The organism is Streptomyces sp. NBC_01474 (assembly GCF_035918215.1).
GTDB lineage: Bacteria > Actinomycetota > Actinomycetes > Streptomycetales > Streptomycetaceae > Streptomyces > Streptomyces aureus.
The window spans coordinates 7,953,129-7,971,035 of record NZ_CP109449.1; the positions used below are offsets into that span (position 1 = coordinate 7,953,129).

Consider the following 17,907-nt stretch of genomic DNA (forward strand, 5'->3'; position numbering starts at 1 on the left):
TGCTCACAGGACCCGCGGGGCCTACGCCATCGTCAGGAATCTCTGGAGGATGGACGCGAGCAGCACCGCCAGCAGCGGCAGCGAGAACCAGAAGCTGCTCTGCAGCCACCGCAGTTGCCGCACACCCGGACGTACCGCCACCCGCACGATCTCGCGCGCCCCGAGCAGCAGGACCAGGGCGACGGCCGCGAGCCCGCCCACCACGGACCACGGGGTCCAGGTGATCTGCGGGCCGATCGGCCCCGGCTCGGCCTTCGGGACCTCACCGCTCGGCTGCTTGCGCAGCGCGTAGATCGTGACGTCGTCGTTGACGAGGACCTTCGTCAGCTCCTGGCGGTCGTCGAGGTTGCGGATGAGCCGCGTCTCCCAGGTCTTCGAGTAGCCGACGTCCATCTGCAGATAGACGACCTGACTCCTGTTGATCACGAGGTACGAGTTCGGGCCCGCGTCCTTGAGCGCCTTCACCAGGCTGGAGACGAGGACGGGGTCGACGGGCGCGAGCGTGGGAACGTACTGCACCTTCTCCATGTCACGCGTGCCCCATGGCATCGCGGGTGTGACGTTGTCGACGGTGTCGTTGCTCATCCACAACAGGCGGACCGTCGGATCGTCGTGCGCGTAGACGTAGTCCATCGCCGCGACCTCGCCCGGCCTGATCCGCTCGAACGGCTCGTTGCCCCAGCGCGCCACGAGGAACCCGCCCATCAGGATCAGGCCCGCCAGCAGCGCGGCGAGCGGCGCGAGGCTCACCCGGTCGCGGTCGCGTTCCTTCGCGGTGATCCCGGTGCGCGGGAACAGCGCGAGCCCGGCGAGCAGCGCGGCGCCCGGCAGCGCGAACATGAAGACGCGCAGCGCCATCTCGCCGCCGTACGACTGCATGCCGAAGCCCAGGAACGGCACGAACGTGAGGACGAGCAGGGAGCGCTCCCGGTACTTGGCGTCGCGCCGCCGCCACCAGCCCCAGCACGCGAACGCCATCACACCGCCGGCGAGCAGCACGCGCGCGTAGAGAACGAGTTTGTGGGCCGAACTGCCGCCCTGGATACGCCCGGAGACCGACGACGACACATTGCCGCCGACGCCGCCGAGCCCGCCGAACAGCTCGTCGAAGTGGCCCGACCAGTACGGCTCCGCGAGGAACGAGACCCAGACGGCGACCAGGACCGCGAACAGGATCGGCAGGCCGCGCAGCTCGGAGCGGCCCACGAGCACCAGGACCGCGAGGACCCCGAGCATCACGAACGGGGTGAGCTGGTGGGCCGGGACCGTCGCCGCGAACAGGCCGATCAGGACGAGCAGCAGCACCGCCCGCTGGCGCCGGTCGGTGGGTTCGACCTTCAGCTCGCCGGGCCGCCGCTTGGTCCACAGCACCCGCGGCGCCCGGAACCACACCAGCAGGATGGCGACGAAGGCCAGGTAGAGGAGGTATGTGAAGCCCTGCGGGGAGAAGTAGTCCTGGCCGACCCAGCCGCTGAGCACGAAGATCCACAGCCCGGTCCACCGGGCGCGCCAGCTCGCCCGCATCGAGCGTGTCAGCAGGAACATCGGCGCCAGGTAGAGCAGTTGCATGGCGAGCGGCCACCAGCGGATGACCTCCGTCATGTCCGTGACGCCGCACGCCTTGGCGACGAACGTCGCGGCGGCGAAGAACCCCGGCCAGCTCCAGCGCGCGTCCAGGTCGGGCACCGCCGAGCCGGTCCTGTCGATGTACTCCATGAAGCCCAGGTGCTGCCATGCCGTCGCGAAGCGCGGCTCGGCCTCGATCACGGCGGGCAGGGCGTGCAGCGAGACGACCGTGGCGAGCAGCGTCAGCAACAGCATCCATTTGTGCGGGCGTTCGAGCCACAGGAGGGACGCGAACACGCCGATCAGGAGCGCCGCGCCGAGCAGCGTGGCGGGCGGCAGCACCGAGATGAGCCCGAGCCCGCCCATCCCGTCGAGATCACCGTCGTTCAGGCCGAGTACGGGTCCCCAGTACAGCCCGAGCGCGGCGACCAGCAGCAGCGCCAGGACGACGACGCGCGGGCTCAGCAGCGCGAGCCGGTCCCGCAGGGTCCGGGGGGTGGCTGTGGGTGTGGCAGGTGGGGCGAGAACTGCCGTGTCGAAGGCGCCTGCCGTGTCAGAGGCGCCATCGATGCCTGAGGTGCCATCGACGCCTGAGGTGTCAGAAGCCTCCGACGCGGCAGAAGTTTCGGAGGTGGCAGAGGCCGGGGCCGGCTCCCGCTCGGCTGGCGGTCTCGGCGCCGGTGGCGGTGGGGACTTCAGCGCCCAGGTCGGCCGGTGCCCCATGTCGTCCTCCCCGCCCGCCGCCGCCGGCGTCCCGTGCGCGGGTGTCGCGGGCCCCGGCCGCACGTCGGGGCGCCGCTCCTGATGGTCCAGATTGAGCTGCACCGCGAGGTGCAGTGTGTCGGAGTCGAGCGTGCCGCGCAGCGCCTGCCCGGGCCCCTGCCGCTTGGCCCCCGTGGTCACGTCCGGAGTGCCGAGGTCGGCCAGATCGCCGTCAGGGGCCGCCACGACAGCCGGCGCCGGGGGAGCGGTCCGCACGATGCGGTACAGCTTCGGCGCGGCGAGCGCCACGATCACGGCCAGGCTGGAGATCTCCGCGACGCCCGCGCCCGTCAGGCCCATCCGGGGCAGGAGCAGCAGCGTCAGACCGAGGACGAGGACGCACAACAGGCCCTGCAGCCAGGCGAGTCCGGCCGTCCGGCTCTGCGCACGCAGCACCGCGAAGTACGTCTCCATGACCACGCGCAGGGCCGCGCCGACCGCGAACCAGCGCAGCAGCGGCGTCGCCGCGTGCGCGTAGTCGTCGCCGAAGACGTGCAGGACCAGCGGCGCCGCGAGGAACAGCAGCCCGCAGATCGGCAGCATGATCCGCGTCATCCGGCGTAGCGCGGCCCGGGTGTTCGCCGCGAGCTGCGCGGGGTCGTGCGAGCCCTCCACCGTCAGTGACGCGCCCATGTTGATGGCGAGCAGGTTGACGGTGCCGCCGATCGTGGTGGTGATGTAGAAGTACGCGTTGTCGGCGGAGCTGACCTGCGAGGCGATCAGGACCGGGACGAGGTAGACGACGGCGAGCGAGAACAGGGAGCCCGTGTAGTCGCCCGCCAGGAAGCGGCCCACCTCGCGCAGCGTCGGCGGGTTCGTCCGGTGCGCCGTGAGCTCGACGTGCCGCGGCACCAGGCGCCGGAACACCAGCCAGCCCAGCGGGATCACGGACGTCGCGATGGCCACGACCCACGAGACGAAGACGCCGGTCGTGGGGATCGCCACGGCGAACGCGATCAGCAGGCCCAGCTTGACCGTGGAGAAGAGGGTGTTGCCGACCGGCACCCACAGCGCGCTGCGCAGCCCGGTCAGCACGCCGTCCTGGAGCGTGAGCAGCGACCAGGCGACCACGGCGGCGATGAAACCGAGCCCGTTGACCGGGCCGTGCAGGAACCGGTACGACGGCCCCCAGACGTCCAGCGTCAGCAGGAAGACCAGCGCCGCGCACGCGACGGCGAGCGAACTCCCCGCGTACGTACGGAAGATGAAACTGCCGGTGCGCCGCCCCGCGATCGGGATGAAGCGGGCCAGCGCGCCCGTCAGGGTCACCGCGGTCAGCCCCGCGAGGAACTTCATCGCCGCGATGGCCGCCGAGCCCTGACCCACGGAGTCCGCCGAGTAGTAGCGGGCGGCGGCAAGCCAGAAGCCGACGCCGAGCACTCCGGAGATGCCGGTGTTGAGCATCAGGGCATAGGCGTTGCGGAACAGCTGGTTCCCGCCCCCCGACCCCATGCCGTCCTTGTTGCCCTTGCCGCCCTTGCCCATGCCGGGCAGCCGCAGTTTGCGGCCGGCCGGCTGCTGGGGCTCGGTCGTCGGTGTGGTCGTGGCGGCCTGGGCGGTGGTCGTGTCAGACACGGGTTCGGATTGCCTTCCGGCGGACCTGTCGGGCTCTGCGGACGAGGGCGTACCCCTTGGTGAGGGCACGGTCCCTGGCGAAGTTGCGGGCGATCGCGCGGCCCTCCACGAGCCGTGTGAACTCCTCGATACCGGTGGCGCGGCGCACGGTGACGCGCCGGAGGGCGTACGGGCCCTGCCGCCGCCGGGCCAGGCCGTTGCCGACCGCCAGGGACTGGGCGAACCCGGCCCCGCGCACGGCGGCGCGCACCCGCCGGCTGGAGTAGCCGTACGGATACGCGAACGACTGCGGCACCGCGCCGAGTTCGTCGGCGACGATCTCCTTGCAGCGCAGCAGCTCGAACCCGAGCGCGTCGTCGTCGAGCTGGTCGAGCTGCGGATGCGTGTGGCTGTGCCCGCCGATCTCCGTCCCGGCACCGGCGAGCGCGCGCACCTCGTCCCAGCCGAGCATCGTGTCGAGCCCGCCCCCGGTGTCGTACGCCCCGCGCAGCCAGCCCGTCGACACGAACAGCGTCGACGGGAAGCCGTACTTGGCGAGGACGGGGAGCGCGTGGCGGTGCACGCCCTCGTAGCCGTCGTCGAAGGTGATGAGGACGGGCCGCTCGGGCAGGGCGCGCCCCGGGGAGCGCCAGATCGCGGCGAGTTCGGCGGTCGTCAGGGGAGTGAGGCCGAGGTCGGCGACGGCCGCGAGCTGTTCGGCGAACGCCTCGGGCGTCACCGACAGCTCGCGCGTCGCGTCGTTCGGCTCACGCGCCACCGAGTGGTACATGAGGATGGGCACGGGCGTGCTCATGACGGCCCACCGCCCCCCTCGGCGGCCCCGATCTCCACGACCGAGAACGTCGCGCCCGTCCTGCGCGCCCTGAGGCTGCCGAGCGCGTACCCGCCGGCCGTCGTGAGCACTCCGGCCACGATCGCCCCGGCCCGCCCCGCGCCCCCCGGCCGCGCGAGGACGAAGTCCCTCACCCCGCGCGCCACTCCGGCCGGCAGGACCCGCGTGGCGTAGCGCCGCTCGGACTCGAGGCCCTTGTCCGCTCCCACGCTCTGCGCGACCAGTGCCTTGGAAAGCCCCTCGGCGTACGCCCGGGTGCGGAAGTAGGCGAAGCGTTCGCGGCCCGCGGGGACCCGGTGGTGGATCACCGCGCGGTCGTCGATCAGGAGCACCGCGTCCGGCCGGGCGCGGGTGAGCCGGATGCACAGCTCCGTCTCCTCGCAGCCGAGCGGCCGCTTGTCGCCGTCGCGGCCGATGCCCGTCGCGAAGCCGCCCGCCGCGTCGAACGCGGACCGCCGGAACGAGGCGTTCCCGCCGAGCACGTTGCGCACCCGCACCTTCCCGCGCGGCAGCCCCTTGTACGTACAGCCGACGACCCAGTCGAACTCCTCGGGGAACCACGCGGGGCGGCGGCCCGAGGCCCAGACGGGTTCCGTGCGGCCGCCGACCGCCATGACCAGGGGATCGTCGTACCCGGCGGCGAAGTGACGCAGCCAGTCCCGCTCCGCGACCGCGTCGTCGTCGAGGAACGCGATGATCCCGCCGCGCGAGACGGCGATGCCCGTGTTGCGTCCCGCGGACAGGCCGCGGGGGCCCGCGTTGGCGAGCACACGGACGTCTTCGGACTCCTTGAACTCCTTGCCGAGGCGCTCCAGGAGAGCCGGATTGTGGTCGACCACCAGCAGCGTCTCGAGCGCCGGAAGCGACTGCGCCCGCACCGAGGACACCGCCGCGAGGATGTCCTCCCAGCGGTCCTCGGTGTAGACGCAGATCACGACGGACACGCCGCCGTGCGGGGCGTGAGCGCTCAAGACACCTCTCCCCGGCCCGTGTTGAGCATGGTCGCCTGCGTCCGGCGGCGGCGCTGGGCGCGCCGGGTCGAGCGCTCCTTGAGGATCACCCTGAGGACCCGGAGCCCGTCCCGCACGGCCCGCAGGTTGCTCGCGCCATGGATCCGCAGATACTCGTGGCTCGGGATCTCCTGGACCTTGAGGCCGGCCTTGACGACCCGGATGTTCATCAGGGTCTCGACCTCGAAGCCGGTGCAGTCGAGGTCGATCTGGTCCAGGCAGTGCCTCCAGAACGCGTTGTAGCCGTAGCAGAGGTCGGTGTAGCGGGCGCCGAACTTCTTGTTGACGACCGTGCACAGCGCCCAGTTGCCGAGCTTGCGGATCGGCGTCATGTCGTCGGTGCCGCCGCCGTTGGCGAAGCGGGAGCCCTTGGCGAAGTCGGCGCCCGAGACCAGGGCGGAGACGTAGGAGACGATCTCCTGGCCGTCCGCGGAACCGTCCGCGTCGACCATCACGATGATGTCCCCGGTGCACGCCTCGAAGCCGGCGATCAGAGCGTCGCCCTTGCCCTTGCCGCGCTGCGGGACGACGACCACGTCGGGCCACAGTTCGCGGGCGACTTCCACCGTGTTGTCGGTGGAATTCCCGTCGACGAGAACCACTTCGTGGATCCAGTCGGGAAGGGTTTTGAAGACGTACGGAAGATTTTCCGCCTCATTCATGGCCGGGATCACGACGCTCACCGGCGGCGCAATCGCGAGATGGTTCGAGATCGCCCTGTACTGGCTGGATATCGCAGGACGCACAAAAGAACTCATGAGTCTGGTCCCTCTCGTCCGGTGGACCGCCCGCCCCCGGGCGGTCCGGTTGTCTGTCCGGTTCGAAAGGGGGGTTCTCACTTATGGCCATGACAAATGGAGCTCTGTACAGGCCGGGTGAGCTGGCAAAATAGACCGATCGACTAAATCGGCCACGCGGCACGCGACTCGGCTGAATTTCGGTCACCGAGCACGGCACCCCCCTACCGCGCCCCGCGCCCGACCATCGCGATCCTGAGCCCTCCCCTGGATCGCTATTGCGTTGATGGTCCGATGCGGGTGGATGTACGACGGTATTGATGATTGAGACTGTATGGCAAGACCTGTATCCAGGTCTCACTTTTCTGTTGTTTTTGGCCTTTACCTGACCCTCGCCTTTAACTCCCCGAACGGATTTTCCCCATCCGTTTCAGGAGTTTGTCGGCCGGCTCGAAGAATTCGGGCCGGGACAGCACGGTGTTACGCAGCGCCCGGACCGGAGCGCGGCGCGCCCGGTGTCCGAGAGCGACCGGATGACGGCGCGTCACCCAACCCTCGTGCACGATCAGTTCCCGTGTCTTGAGGGAGTCCTTGTATTCCTTCTGGCCGCGGCCGAGATCCAGATAGGCGATGCCGTCGGCGGCGGCCGCCTCGGCCATGCGCAGATGCAGGATCAGCCCGGGCGAGAACTTCGCGAACGCCGGGTCGTAGGCCGGGAACCAGCAGGCGAGCACGCGCTCCGAGCGGAGCCCGAAGTGCGCGGCGACCGGCTGCCCGCCCGCGTACAGGACCGACAGGATCCCGGCGAACGGCTCCGAAGAGGTGTGGAAGAGCTGCTGCGCGAGGCGGGTGATCCACGCGTGCGAGAAGCGGTCGCTGCGGCCGGTCCTGCGGTACTGGGCCGACTTCCACTCCATCAGCGTCGCCAGGGCCCGCGGGTCGCGCTCGTCGTGCACGTAGCGCACCTCGCCGGCGTCCCGGCCCAGCTTGCGGTCCTTGGCCAGCGTCGTCCTGGCGAACTTCGGCGACCGCTCGCGCAGCAGGCGCAGATACGTCTCGTACCCCTGGTCGACGTCCATGACCGGGGAAGGGAAGCTGCCGGAGGCCTCCGCCTCGAACGGCTCCTGGCCTCCCGCCAGGTGGTCGAACTCCCAAACCGAGAGCCCGCAGGCCCGCAGGAGGTCACGGGCGTCCCACTCGAAGCCGGGTCTGTGCACCAGGCCCTGACTGTCGGAGACGCCGAGGCCGACCGCTCTGCCGACGCCGGTCACGGATCTCTGGAACGGGAAGAACGCCGCGGGTTCGCCGTCCTCGCGCACGACGGCGATCCGCACCCCGCGCCGGCAGCGGCCCATCGCGAGGGTGAACTCGGGTGAGAGGAAAGGGTTCGCCAGCTCGGGCGTGCCGTGCAGATGCGCCTTGGACTGCATGGCGGTCCAGGCGGCCCGGTCGGCGGCGGTCAGCTCACCGGGCCGGTGCAGGGTGATGTCCACGTCAGGAGTCCCGCCTTCCCGGTGCGCGGCCGAGCAGCCGTCGCGCGGGGACCATGGGTGCGAGGAGGCCGACGACGCTGATCGCCGCGATCGTGACGACCCCGCCGGTCACCGACCAGCGGTGCGTGGCGAGCATCGCCTCGGCCACGAGCAGGTCGAGCGCGACCGCTCCCGAGACGGCGGAGATCCAGCGACCCCACGGATCGAGTCCGCGCAGCGCCGAAGCGATCGCGGCGCCCGGCGCCGCGAGAAGGAAGAAGAGCGTCAACGGGCCGCGCAGCGGCGACGTGATGTCCGCGAGCGCCAGTACCGCGCCGACCCCTGCGACAGCGGCGGCCACCCCTGCCAGCAAGGGTGATACGTCCCTGCTGCGTCCCAACTGCGCAGGTGACGGTGCTCTGTCTGATGACGGTGGCTTGATGCCGATGGTCTGCATTGGCGACTTTGCCCCCCGAAGCGCCGGATGCCGGGCTTCAATGTCGCGCAGTCCCGGGGCCCCAGTCAAGGTGCGGAGGGAGGGTGCAGATGTCATACGCACGTTCCCCGGAGACCTGGTGTGTCACGCGCGAACTCACGTTCACACAGGTGCAGTTGAGATCGGCCGGTCTACGGGCGTAGCGCAAGGAAGTTGAGGGTATGTCATAAGCCTGACATGTACCTGCAATCGAACGCCGGGCGAACTCTCGTGAGGCGTACGAGAAAAGGTTGACATGGACACTTCCCGTGAACTGTGGGGCGTGCTACCACAGTTGTGGCAGAGATCCTGCTAAAGGAGGTTTTCATGAGACGTTTCCGAATTACGGCGTACGTGACCTCAATCCTCTTTGCGGTCGGCGTCGCCCTCACCGGAGCGACAGCGGCCCAGGCGTCCGAACAGGCAGCGGCCACGGGCTATGTGGCACTCGGCGACTCGTACTCGTCCGGCGTGGGTGCCGGCAGCTACGACAGCTCCAGCGGCTCCTGCAAGCGCAGCACGAAGGCCTATCCCGCACTCTGGGCGGCCGCCCACTCACCGTCGAGCTTCAGCTTCACCGCCTGCTCGGGCGCTCGCACGAGTGACGTTCTCTCCGGACAGCTGGGCCCGCTCGGCCCCGGCACCGGCCTCGTCTCGCTGTCGATCGGCGGCAACGACGCGGGCTTCGCGGACGTCATGACCACCTGCGTCCTGCAGTCCGAGTCGACCTGTGTCGCCCGCGTCAACGAGGCCAAGGCCTACGTCCAGAACACCCTGCCCGGCCAGCTCGACTCGGTGTACTCCGCGATAACCGCGAGGGCACCGGCCGCCCATGTCGTCGTCCTGGGATACCCGCGCTTCTACCAGCTCAACGGCTCCTGCATCGCGGGCCTGACCGAGACCGAACGCGCCGCGATCAACGGCGCGGCCGACCTGATCAACTCCACCACCGCCAAGCGGGCCGCCGACCACGGCTTCGCGTTCGGCAACGTGACCTCGACGTTCACCGGTCACGAGATCTGCTCGGGCAGCGCCTGGCTGCACAGCGTCAACTGGCTGGACCCCAGCGAGTCCTACCACCCCACCGCGGCCGGCCAGTCCGGCGGCTACCTCCCCGTGTTCAGCGCGGCCGCCTAGCCCGTCGAGTTCCGAGTACCGCCCTGCACGTCCGCTCACCTGGGGCCTCTCGTCCGGATCCCGCCGGGCTCGCGGGGTCCGGTGCAAACGAAAGGCCTAGTACGACGATGACGGCGAGGGAGAGGTCCCGCCCGTAGGGGGCTCCGTCTTGCACGTCACCGAGTACGCCACCGAGTTCGACGTGGCACGGACGGGGTCGCGCACCTCCACACTCACCTGGTTGTGGAGCGTGGCCCCGTCCGTGTAGCCCGTCTCGACATGGTCGACCGACCTGGTCTTCGGGCCGCCGGACGCGAAGCTGAGCGTCTTCCACCCCGGGTCGCTCGACTCGCCGCTCTCCGTCACCCAGCGGTACTGGACGTCGACGGGCACGCGGCCCACCGTGAAGGTCGCCCTGAAGGCCGGAGCCTCCCCACCCGGCGGCGGGCAGGTACCGCTGTAACTCCCGTGCACCGCCGAGACGCTGACGCGCACGGACTGCTGCGGTGGCGTCGAGTGTTCTCCGCTGCCGCCCTTGCTGCCGCCGCCGTCCCCGCTGGGCGATCCTGCTCCGCCACCCTTCGAATCATCGTCCGACGGGCTGCGCGGGGTGCCGGAGACGCTTCCGCCGGAACTCGCACTGTTGTCCCCGGAGTTGTCACTCCCGTCGCCCCGGTTCATCAGCGCGTACGTGAGGCCGCCGAGCGCAAGGAGCAGCGCCACGACGCCGACGAGCAGGACGGCGACGGAGCGGCGGGGGCGTTCCGGAGGCGGCGTGGCCGGATCCGGGGAGGGCGTCGCGCCTTGCCCCGAGGCGAATCCGGCGGGAACAGGAGCCGGCGGCGTTCCCTGCCACGACGTCTGCGTCGGCGTCGACTCCGGGGACGCCAGGACCGTACCCGCGCGGGGCGTGCCGCCCGAGCCCAGCAGCCGCAGATCGCGCTCGGCGTCGGCCGCCGGCGTCCGCTCGGCCGGATCCTTGCGCAACAGCCCCTCGATGACGGGTGCCAGCGGGCCCGCGCGGTGGGCCGGCGGCAGTTCCTCGTCCACCACCGCCCGCAGCGTGTTCAACGGCGTCTCCTGCCGGAACGGCGACTGCCCCTCGACGGCCGCGTACAGCAGGACCCCGAGCGACCACAGGTCGGACTCGGGGCCCGGTGTGCGACCCAACGCCCGCTCCGGAGCGAGGAATTCGGGCGAGCCGATCACCTCGCCCGTCATCGTGATCGCCGAAGTGCCCTCGACCGTGGCGATGCCGAAGTCGGTCAGGACGATGCGTCCGTCGTTCGCGATCAGTACGTTGCCCGGCTTCACGTCCCGGTGCAGGACGCCGGCCTCGTGCGCGGCGCGCAGCGCGGAGACCACCTCGGCCCCGATGTGCGCCGCGCGCCGCGGGGGCAGCGGTCCCTCGGCGTCCAGGAGGTCGGACAGGGAGAGCCCGCGCACCAGTTCCATCACGATCCAGGGGCGGCCCTCCTCGGTCGCCACGTCGTACACAGTGACCACGTTCCGGTGCGAGATACGGGCCGCTGCCCAGGCCTCCCGCTCCAGGCGCGCGTACATCCGGTCGACCTCGCTCGTCGGGAGCCCGGCCGGGGCGCGCACCTCCTTGACGGCGACCTCGCGGCCCAGGACCTCGTCGCGGGCGCGCCAGACGGTGCCCATGCCGCCCTCGCCCAGGGGGCTCAGCAGCCGGTAGCGCCCCGCGATCACACGCGCTTCACCGGTCTCTCCACGGCCCGGATTCTCGCTCACGGGCGACCCCCATCCGTAGCGGTGCGATTCTCCACAAAGCTAGCCCAGTGTCCGTGAGATCGACCACGTTCCGGACGTGCCCGTTCCTGCCCGCCATGTCCAACTCGCCCTGGAATCAGTCGGATTCGGTGAGTAATCGTCAACCTCCTTATAGGGGAGGTGAATCCTGTGGCCGGGATACACGAGTGTCGCGACGGGGCGATAGGGTTAACCTGCCCGGGCCGGGTGCCCTCGTACGGGTGGGGAGTGACATGGAACAGATAACAGTGCGCAGCAGGCCACGTGTGCCTGCGATCACCTGCGGGAGCAGTGCGACCAGCTCGCGTCTCGACCGCCATCTCTCGGTGCTGGGCGGTCCCGCCGTCCCGCAGCGCGAGGCGGCCGAGGCGACGTCGCTCATGCGTGAGCTCACCTCGCGTGACGTCGCGCACGAGCGCAGCAGCAGGGGCGCGCGAGTGAGCCGGGTCTCGCTCTTCGCGCCACTGCGGCGACTGCGCCGCTCGCTGTTCGGCGGCCGCCGCTGACAGGCGGTCATCACCGGCACAGCCCGGTCCCGCGCTCAGGCGACCATGCCGTACCGGCACGGCGCCGCGATCTCCGCGACCGTCATCCCCACGGCACGCGGCGTCATCCAGGTGTGTTCGCCTGACGCGGGACAGAAATCCCCTGCCGCCCCGGCACCGCTCTTCCCATCGGACCGCCCGGCACTGAAGCGGCGCTGACGCGCGCTGACACGGCATGTGAGCCGCACCCTCCCCGCCCCCCGGTGCGCCGTCGTGCATCCCTGTCACCCTTGTGCCGCCGTACATCTCCTCTCACCTCCGACGCGTGCCCTCCGCACGGTCGGTTTTCTGTCATTCCGGGGCCTGTTGACGCCCCCGCAGGCATCGCCGCGCGCAGTCGTCCATGTCCGGTGCGTAACAGCTTTGTCATGCACGGATGTTGACGGGGCAATGTTCCGGGGCCAATGTTGCGCCTGATCCTGATCGTTTGGCCTGTACACGGAAACCTCACCCCCGGAGGTACGCGCGTGTGTGACCTGCACGACCAGCATGAGCACGAGCATGAGCACGGGACGAGTCAGACCGCCGCCGGCCCGCAGCTCAGCAGGCGCCGCATCATGCAACTGCTCGGCGCGGCCGGAGTGACCGCTGCCATGACCGCCGAGGCCGACCCGGCGATGGCCGCGGCGGCCGACTCCATCGTCGAGGAGGCCGGTGCCTACAAGGCGCCCGAGGGCCTCGCCGAGGACAGCCCGGCCAAGTCCTCCGCCCTCGGCTGGATCACCTCCAACTCCTCCCGCATCACGGGCCTGAACGAGGAGATCTGGGAGCACGCGGAGCTGTCGCTGCGCGAGTGGAACTCCTCGGTCGCCGAGGCCGGATTCCTCGAAAAGGCGGGATTCGACGTCAAGTTCGGTACGGCCGGCTTCCCGACGGCCTTCACGGCGACCTTCTCGTACGGCAGCGGCGGCCCGGTCCTCGGCTTCAGCGGCGAGTACGACGCGCTGCCCGGGCTCTCCCAGAACAAAGGCGTCGGCCATCACGATCCGCGCGAGTACATCCACGACCCCTTCTCCCCGAGTTACGGGCCGGGCCACGGCTGTGGGCACAGCGCCCTCGGAACCGCGGCGGCGGCAGCGGCGGCCGCGGTCGCGCAGGCGGCGAAGAAGCACAAGGTGCCGGTCACGGTGAAGTTCTTCGGCTCCACGGCCGAGGAGGCGCTGATCGGCAAGACGTACGCGGTCAGCAGGGGCGTGTACGACGGGCTCGACGCGTTCCTCGACTGGCACCCCTCCACCGCCAACGCCACCGGCTGGGGCACCAGCAACGCCATGACCGCGGTCACCTTCACGTTCCTCGGCGTGGCGGGCCACGGCGGCACCCCGCTCGGCAACAAGTCGGCGCTGGACGCCGCCGTGATGATGGCGACGATGTCGGAGTTCCTGCGCGAGGAGAACATGGCTCCGGCCGCGCGCCTGCACTGGGTCATCAACAACGGCGGCGACATCCCGAACGTGACCCCGGAGATCGCCGAGATCTCCTACTACGTGCGCGAGGGAAGCACGGCGCGCGTCCAGGTGCTGCTGGACAAGGTGATCGCGATCTCCGAGGCCGCCGCCAAGGCCTCGCAGACGAAGGTGCAGCACCGCATCACCTCCGCCTGCTGGAACCAGCTGCCCAACAAGGCGGCCGCGGAACTGCTGTACGACAACATGCGGCAGATCGGCCCGCCCGCGTTCACCGCCGAGGCGCACCAGCTGGCGAAGGACCTGCAGAAGTCCCTGGGGCTTCCCGAGGTCGGCATGCACGACAAGGTCGCCGAACTGACCCCGCCCAACCCCGTGTTCCTGGGCGGCGGTTCGACGGACGTCGCCGACATCAGCTGGAACGTGCCCACTGTGTCGATGGGCGCCGCGCTCGCCCCGATCGGCGGCAAGTTCCACACCTGGTCCACCGCGTCGTGCGCCGCCGCGGCGCCCGGTCGGGCCGCGGTGATCGCCGCCGCGAAGTACCTGGCGGCGACGGCGGTCGACCTGATCACGCAGCCCGAGCGGCTCAAGGCTCTCAAGGACGAGTTCAAGGAGCGCACCAAGGACGTCGAGTGGAAGACGGCCCTGCCGGACGGCTATGAGCCGCCCATGTACGAGCCGCCGGCCTGGTTCCTGAAGAAGACCGGGCAGAAGTGGCCGCCGAACAACATCACCTGGCCGCCCCGGCGGGTCGTCTCGAACGAGAAGTTCTCCTCGCTCGGACCCGAGCTGGCCCCGCAGAAGTAGACCGGCCCGCAGTTCGCTCAGCGTCCGCCGGTCGTGTACCGGCGGACGGCGAGCGGCACGCACACCGCGAGCAGCCCCGCGCACCAGGCGAGCGAGCCGGCCACCGGGTGCGCCACGGGCCACGAGGAGCCGCCGGGCACGGGGGCGTTGCCGAACAGGTCGCGTACGGCCGTGGCGACCGCGCTGATCGGGTTCCACTCGGCGAGCACGCGCACCCAGCCGGGGAAGCCCGCCGTCGGGATGTACGCGTTCGACAGCAGCGGGAGCATGAACGTCGCGCCGCCGAGCTGGCCCGCCGCCTCCTCGCTGCGCGAGACAAGCCCTAGCAGGATGCCGACCCACGTAGCGGCGAAGCGGAACAGCAGCAACAGGCCGAAGGCGCCCGCCGCTTCGAGCGCGCCGCCCTCGATCCGCCAGCCCATCGCGAGCCCGACGAGGAGCAGCGGCACGAGACCGGCCGCCGTCGTCACGATGTCGGCCGCCGCCTGCCCGAGCGGGACGGCCGCGCGGGTCATCGGCAGCGTACGGAAGCGGTCCATGACGCCCCGGTGCGAGTCCTGGGCCGCCGTGAACATCCCGGTCATGATCCCGTTCGCCGCGGTCGCGACGAGCATGCCCGGCACCAGGAAGGCGCGGTAGTCCGCGCCGGGCATCGCCAGGGCGCTGCCGAAGACGTATCCGAAGAAGAGCAGGAAGACGATCGGCATCGTCTGCGTCATCACGAGGATCGCGGGCGCGTGCCGGATCCGCTGGAGGTGCCGGCCGAGCATCGCCGTGCCGTCGTACAGGAGCGCGGTGGTCATCAGGTCGTCTCCGAAGGGGAGTCGGGGTCGGTGGGCGGTGCGGTCATGCGACGAGCTCCCGGGCGCCGGTGAGGCGCAGGAACGCTTCGTCCAGGGTCGGCGGGCGCAGGGTCGCGTCGACGATCGGGACGCCCGACGCGTCCAGTTCGCGGACGATGCGGGGGAGCGTGAGGGTCTGGTCGAGGGTGACCACGCCGACCGCCCTGCGGTCCGGGTCGAGGGTCGGCTCGGCGCCGGTGAGCTGGTCGAGGACGACGGCGGCGGCGTGCAGGGCCGCGTCCTCGGCGACCACCACCTCCGCGTAACTGCCGGTCTGCGCCTTGAGTTCGGCGGGGGTTCCGCGGTGGGCGGCGCGTCCCCCGTCGATCAGGACCACGGAGTCGGCGAGTTGGTCGGCCTCCTCCAGGTACTGCGTGGTGAGCAGCACGGTCGTGCCCTGGCCGGTCAGCTCGCGGACCGCGTCCCAGATGCCGCTCCTGCTGTGCGGGTCGAGGCCGGTCGTGGGCTCGTCGAGGAAGAGCACGGCGGGCCGCGTGAGCAGGCTCGCCGCGAGGTCGAGGCGGCGGCGCATCCCGCCGGAGTACGTACGGGCCGTGCGGTCGGCCGCCGCGGTGAGGCCGAAGCGGTCGAGCAGTTCGTCGGCGCGGCTCCGCGGCAGCCGCAGGAGGCGGGCGAACAGGCGCAGGTTCTCGCGTCCGGTGAGGTCGCCGTCGACCGATGCGTACTGCCCGGTGACGCCGATCAGGCGGCGCACGGCCGGCGCCTCGGTCAGGACGTCGTGGCCCGCGACACGCGCGGACCCCGCGTCGGGCCGCAGCAGGGTGGTGAGCACCCGGACGGCTGTCGTCTTGCCCGCGCCGTTCGGCCCGAGCAGCCCGCAGACCGTGCCCTCCTCGACGGCGAGATCGAGGCCCCGCAGGGCGTGGACCACCTGGTCCCCGGAGCCGTATCGCTTCTCCAGACCTTCACTAAGTACGGCGTACGTAGAAGTCATGGAGCTACCGTAGCGCACTACGTACGGTGTACGTAACTACGATGGTGGGCGAGGTGATGATCGATGACGGGCCGAGCGGCCGAACCCGAAGTGATCTGGACGCGCCCCGAGCGCGCGGGACGTGGCCCGAAACCCGCCTACGGCAGGGGTGACATCGCGGCCGCCGCCGTGCGCGTCGCGGACGCGGACGGCATCGACGCCGTGTCGATGCGGCGGATCGCCGGGGAGCTGGGCCTCGGCACGATGTCGCTCTACAACTACGTGCCCAGGAAAGACGACCTCTACGAACTGATGGTCGACGCGGTGAGCGCCGAGTACGACCTGTCCGAGCCGACCGGCGACTGGCGCGCCGACCTGCTCGCCCTCGCCCGGCAGGCCCGCGCCCTGATGATCCGGCACCCGTGGATGCCCCGGCTCATGTCACCCGTCTACGGCTTCAGCCCGAACGCGCTGCGGTACCTGGAGTACTGCATGACCTGCCTCGAACCGGTCGACCTGCCGGCCGGGACGAAGATGGAACTCGTCGCGTCCCTCACCGGCGTCGTGACGTTCTACGTCGCCAACGAGATCGCCTCCGCCGAGCGGACCCGTTCGCTGCCCTGGTCGGAGGAACAGGAGTTCGCCGCGCGGACCGCCTACCTGGTCAGCCGGATCTCGACCGGCGACTATCCGCACCTGGCCGCCGCGTTCGCCCAGAGCACCGGGCCCGTCGACATGGAAGCGGCCTTCGAGCGGGCCCTCGGGCGCACCCTCGACGGATTCGTCCCCTCCTGAGTCCGGGGGGGGGAGCGCCGAACTTCAGAGCAGCGCGAACTGGCCGCCCGGGCCCTCCTCGTGATGGTCGAGGACCGAGGCCGGCCTGCGCGTGGCCGGCGCCGGGGGCAGGACGCGCGCCCCACGCAGGTCCGTCGCCGTGATGAGCGACGCGGCGTCCGTCAGCAACTCCTCCTGCCGCGCGCACAGTTCGGCCAGCAGTGCCAGTACCGTGACGATCTCCAGCAGCTCCGACGTCCACGACTGCGGCCAGGCACTGGAGCGGATCCCGGCCAGCGTCCCCGGCTCGGCGGCCGCGGTCCTGCGCGCGAACCACTGCTCGATCACCCGCACCCCGCTCACCTGGAAGTCCCAGGCCTCGGCGGGGACCGGGGAGATGCGGCCGTCGCCGACGAGCAGGGCCTCCTCCTCGCGGTCGTAGAGCAGCTCGGTGGGGCGGTCCGGGAGCGGGGCGCGCACGTACGGGCGGCGGCCCCCGGGGAGTTTGGGGCGGTCGCCCTCGCCGCCTCGGCGCAACAGCCACAGGATCCGCTCGCCGAGCGCTGTGCCGGAGGCCCAGACTCCGGCGTCGTCCGTGAGCGGGACCCGCGGGCCCTGCGGGGAGGGCCGCGCCACGGCGAGGGTCCAGGCGAGCAGGTCGCGCGCCCCGACCCCGTGCCCGAACCGGCCGGAGAGCTCGGTGAGCAGGCCGGGCGTCACATTCGGTTCGCGTCCTTCGGGGCGCCGGTACAGCGGGCGGATGCGGCCGGGGCGTCCCGCGGGGGAGCGGCCCTCGGGCAGGATCGCGCAGGCGAGCACCGCCGGTCCGCCCGCCCCGGGCACGAAACCCTGCTCGACGAGGAACAGCTGGCTCTCGTCGGCCACCCGCCACAGCTCGGGTCGGGCCGCGTCGATCAGCCGGTGGTCCGGTATCAGCCACTGCTCGTCGAAGGGGGCGTGCAGCACCCGGACGGGTTCGGGGCAGGGGCCCTCGGCGTGGGTCAGGTCGTCCGTCGGGGTGCGCCGGCCGGGGAGCTGGGCGACGGCCGTGCGCAGGGTGCGGGCCCGGCTCGGTTCGAGCAGGGACTCGCGCTCCGCCGCCTCGGCCTTCACGAACGCGGACCAACGGGCCTTCAGGGAAGCCTGGTCCGGCGCCAGCGGCCAGGCGCGGCCCAGGCGCAGGGGCGCGACGGACCACGGCATGAGGTCCGCGAGCAGCGGCGCGTCAACAAGGCTTTCGAGGCTGTCGGGCGTCACGCCCGGCATCGTACGACGCGG

The 17,907-nt window shown here is 71.1% G+C and carries 14 protein-coding genes; 4 read left to right on the forward strand and 10 right to left on the reverse strand.

Features of this window, described 5'->3' with window-relative positions; translation table 11 throughout:
- Positions 1-21 precede the first annotated feature (21 nt).
- From OG758_RS36295 to OG758_RS36320, 6 genes are all read right to left on the reverse strand, one after another.
- Positions 22-3,903: a lipopolysaccharide biosynthesis protein gene (locus OG758_RS36295; RefSeq protein ID WP_442810374.1), complete on the reverse strand. Its 3,882-nt coding sequence runs from the start codon at positions 3,901-3,903 to the stop codon at positions 22-24.
- Positions 3,896-4,696: a polysaccharide deacetylase family protein gene (locus tag OG758_RS36300; RefSeq protein WP_326713768.1), complete on the reverse strand. Its 801-nt coding sequence runs from the start codon at positions 4,694-4,696 to the stop codon at positions 3,896-3,898. The genes OG758_RS36295 and OG758_RS36300 overlap by 8 nt, the downstream gene beginning before the upstream one ends.
- Positions 4,693-5,706 carry a glycosyltransferase family 2 protein gene (locus tag OG758_RS36305; protein WP_326713769.1) on the reverse strand — a complete coding sequence of 338 codons (1,014 nt, stop codon included), beginning with the start codon at positions 5,704-5,706 and terminating at the stop codon, positions 4,693-4,695. Before OG758_RS36305 ends, OG758_RS36300 begins: the two co-directional genes overlap by 4 nt.
- Positions 5,703-6,503 carry a glycosyltransferase family 2 protein gene (locus tag OG758_RS36310; RefSeq protein WP_326713770.1) on the reverse strand — a complete coding sequence of 267 codons (801 nt, stop codon included), beginning with the start codon at positions 6,501-6,503 and terminating at the stop codon, positions 5,703-5,705. Before OG758_RS36310 ends, OG758_RS36305 begins: the two co-directional genes overlap by 4 nt.
- A gap of 377 nt (positions 6,504-6,880) precedes the next feature.
- The gene (locus tag OG758_RS36315) at positions 6,881-7,975 is read right to left on the reverse strand and encodes a GNAT family N-acetyltransferase (RefSeq protein ID WP_326713771.1); all 1,095 of its coding nucleotides are present in this window, start codon (positions 7,973-7,975) and stop codon (positions 6,881-6,883) included.
- A gap of 1 nt (position 7,976) precedes the next feature.
- Positions 7,977-8,315, reverse strand: coding sequence for a hypothetical protein (locus OG758_RS36320; protein WP_326713772.1), 339 nt, complete (start codon positions 8,313-8,315; stop codon positions 7,977-7,979).
- Between the two features lie 441 nt (positions 8,316-8,756).
- On the opposite strand from OG758_RS36320, the gene OG758_RS36325 reads away from it, so the two are divergent.
- Positions 8,757-9,566 (forward strand): SGNH/GDSL hydrolase family protein, encoded by an 810-nt coding sequence (locus OG758_RS36325; RefSeq protein ID WP_326713773.1) that lies wholly within the window; start codon positions 8,757-8,759, stop codon positions 9,564-9,566.
- Between the two features lie 96 nt (positions 9,567-9,662).
- On the opposite strand, the gene OG758_RS36330 is transcribed toward OG758_RS36325, so the two are convergent.
- Positions 9,663-11,210, reverse strand: a complete 1,548-nt coding sequence (locus OG758_RS36330; protein ID WP_326716156.1) for a serine/threonine-protein kinase — start codon at positions 11,208-11,210, stop codon at positions 9,663-9,665.
- Between the two features lie 341 nt (positions 11,211-11,551).
- Between OG758_RS36330 and OG758_RS36335 the strand changes: the two genes are divergently transcribed.
- Both OG758_RS36335 and OG758_RS36340 read left to right on the forward strand, forming a co-directional pair.
- The gene (locus tag OG758_RS36335) at positions 11,552-11,824 is read left to right on the forward strand and encodes a hypothetical protein (RefSeq protein WP_116502944.1); all 273 of its coding nucleotides are present in this window, start codon (positions 11,552-11,554) and stop codon (positions 11,822-11,824) included.
- A 506-nt stretch (positions 11,825-12,330) separates the two neighbouring features.
- Entirely contained in the window at positions 12,331-14,079 is a 1,749-nt protein-coding gene (locus tag OG758_RS36340; RefSeq protein WP_326713774.1) for an amidohydrolase, read from the forward strand.
- Positions 14,080-14,096: 17 nt separating this feature from the next.
- Here OG758_RS36340 and OG758_RS36345 read toward each other — a convergent pair whose 3' ends face one another.
- Positions 14,097-14,882, reverse strand: coding sequence for an ABC transporter permease (locus OG758_RS36345; protein ID WP_326713775.1), 786 nt, complete (start codon positions 14,880-14,882; stop codon positions 14,097-14,099).
- A gap of 43 nt (positions 14,883-14,925) precedes the next feature.
- On the reverse strand, positions 14,926-15,876 hold the full coding sequence (locus tag OG758_RS36350; protein WP_326713776.1) for an ATP-binding cassette domain-containing protein: 951 nt from the start codon (positions 15,874-15,876) through the stop codon (positions 14,926-14,928).
- Positions 15,877-15,939: 63 nt separating this feature from the next.
- Here OG758_RS36350 and OG758_RS36355 point away from each other — a divergent pair, with 63 nt between their 5' ends.
- Positions 15,940-16,650, forward strand: a complete 711-nt coding sequence (locus tag OG758_RS36355) for a TetR/AcrR family transcriptional regulator (protein ID WP_266566041.1) — start codon at positions 15,940-15,942, stop codon at positions 16,648-16,650.
- Between the two features lie 24 nt (positions 16,651-16,674).
- Here the strand turns inward: OG758_RS36355 and OG758_RS36360 are convergent, their stop codons facing one another.
- On the reverse strand, positions 16,675-17,895 hold the full coding sequence (locus OG758_RS36360) for a type ISP restriction/modification enzyme (protein ID WP_326713777.1): 1,221 nt from the start codon (positions 17,893-17,895) through the stop codon (positions 16,675-16,677).
- Between the last annotated feature and the right edge of the window lie 12 nt (positions 17,896-17,907).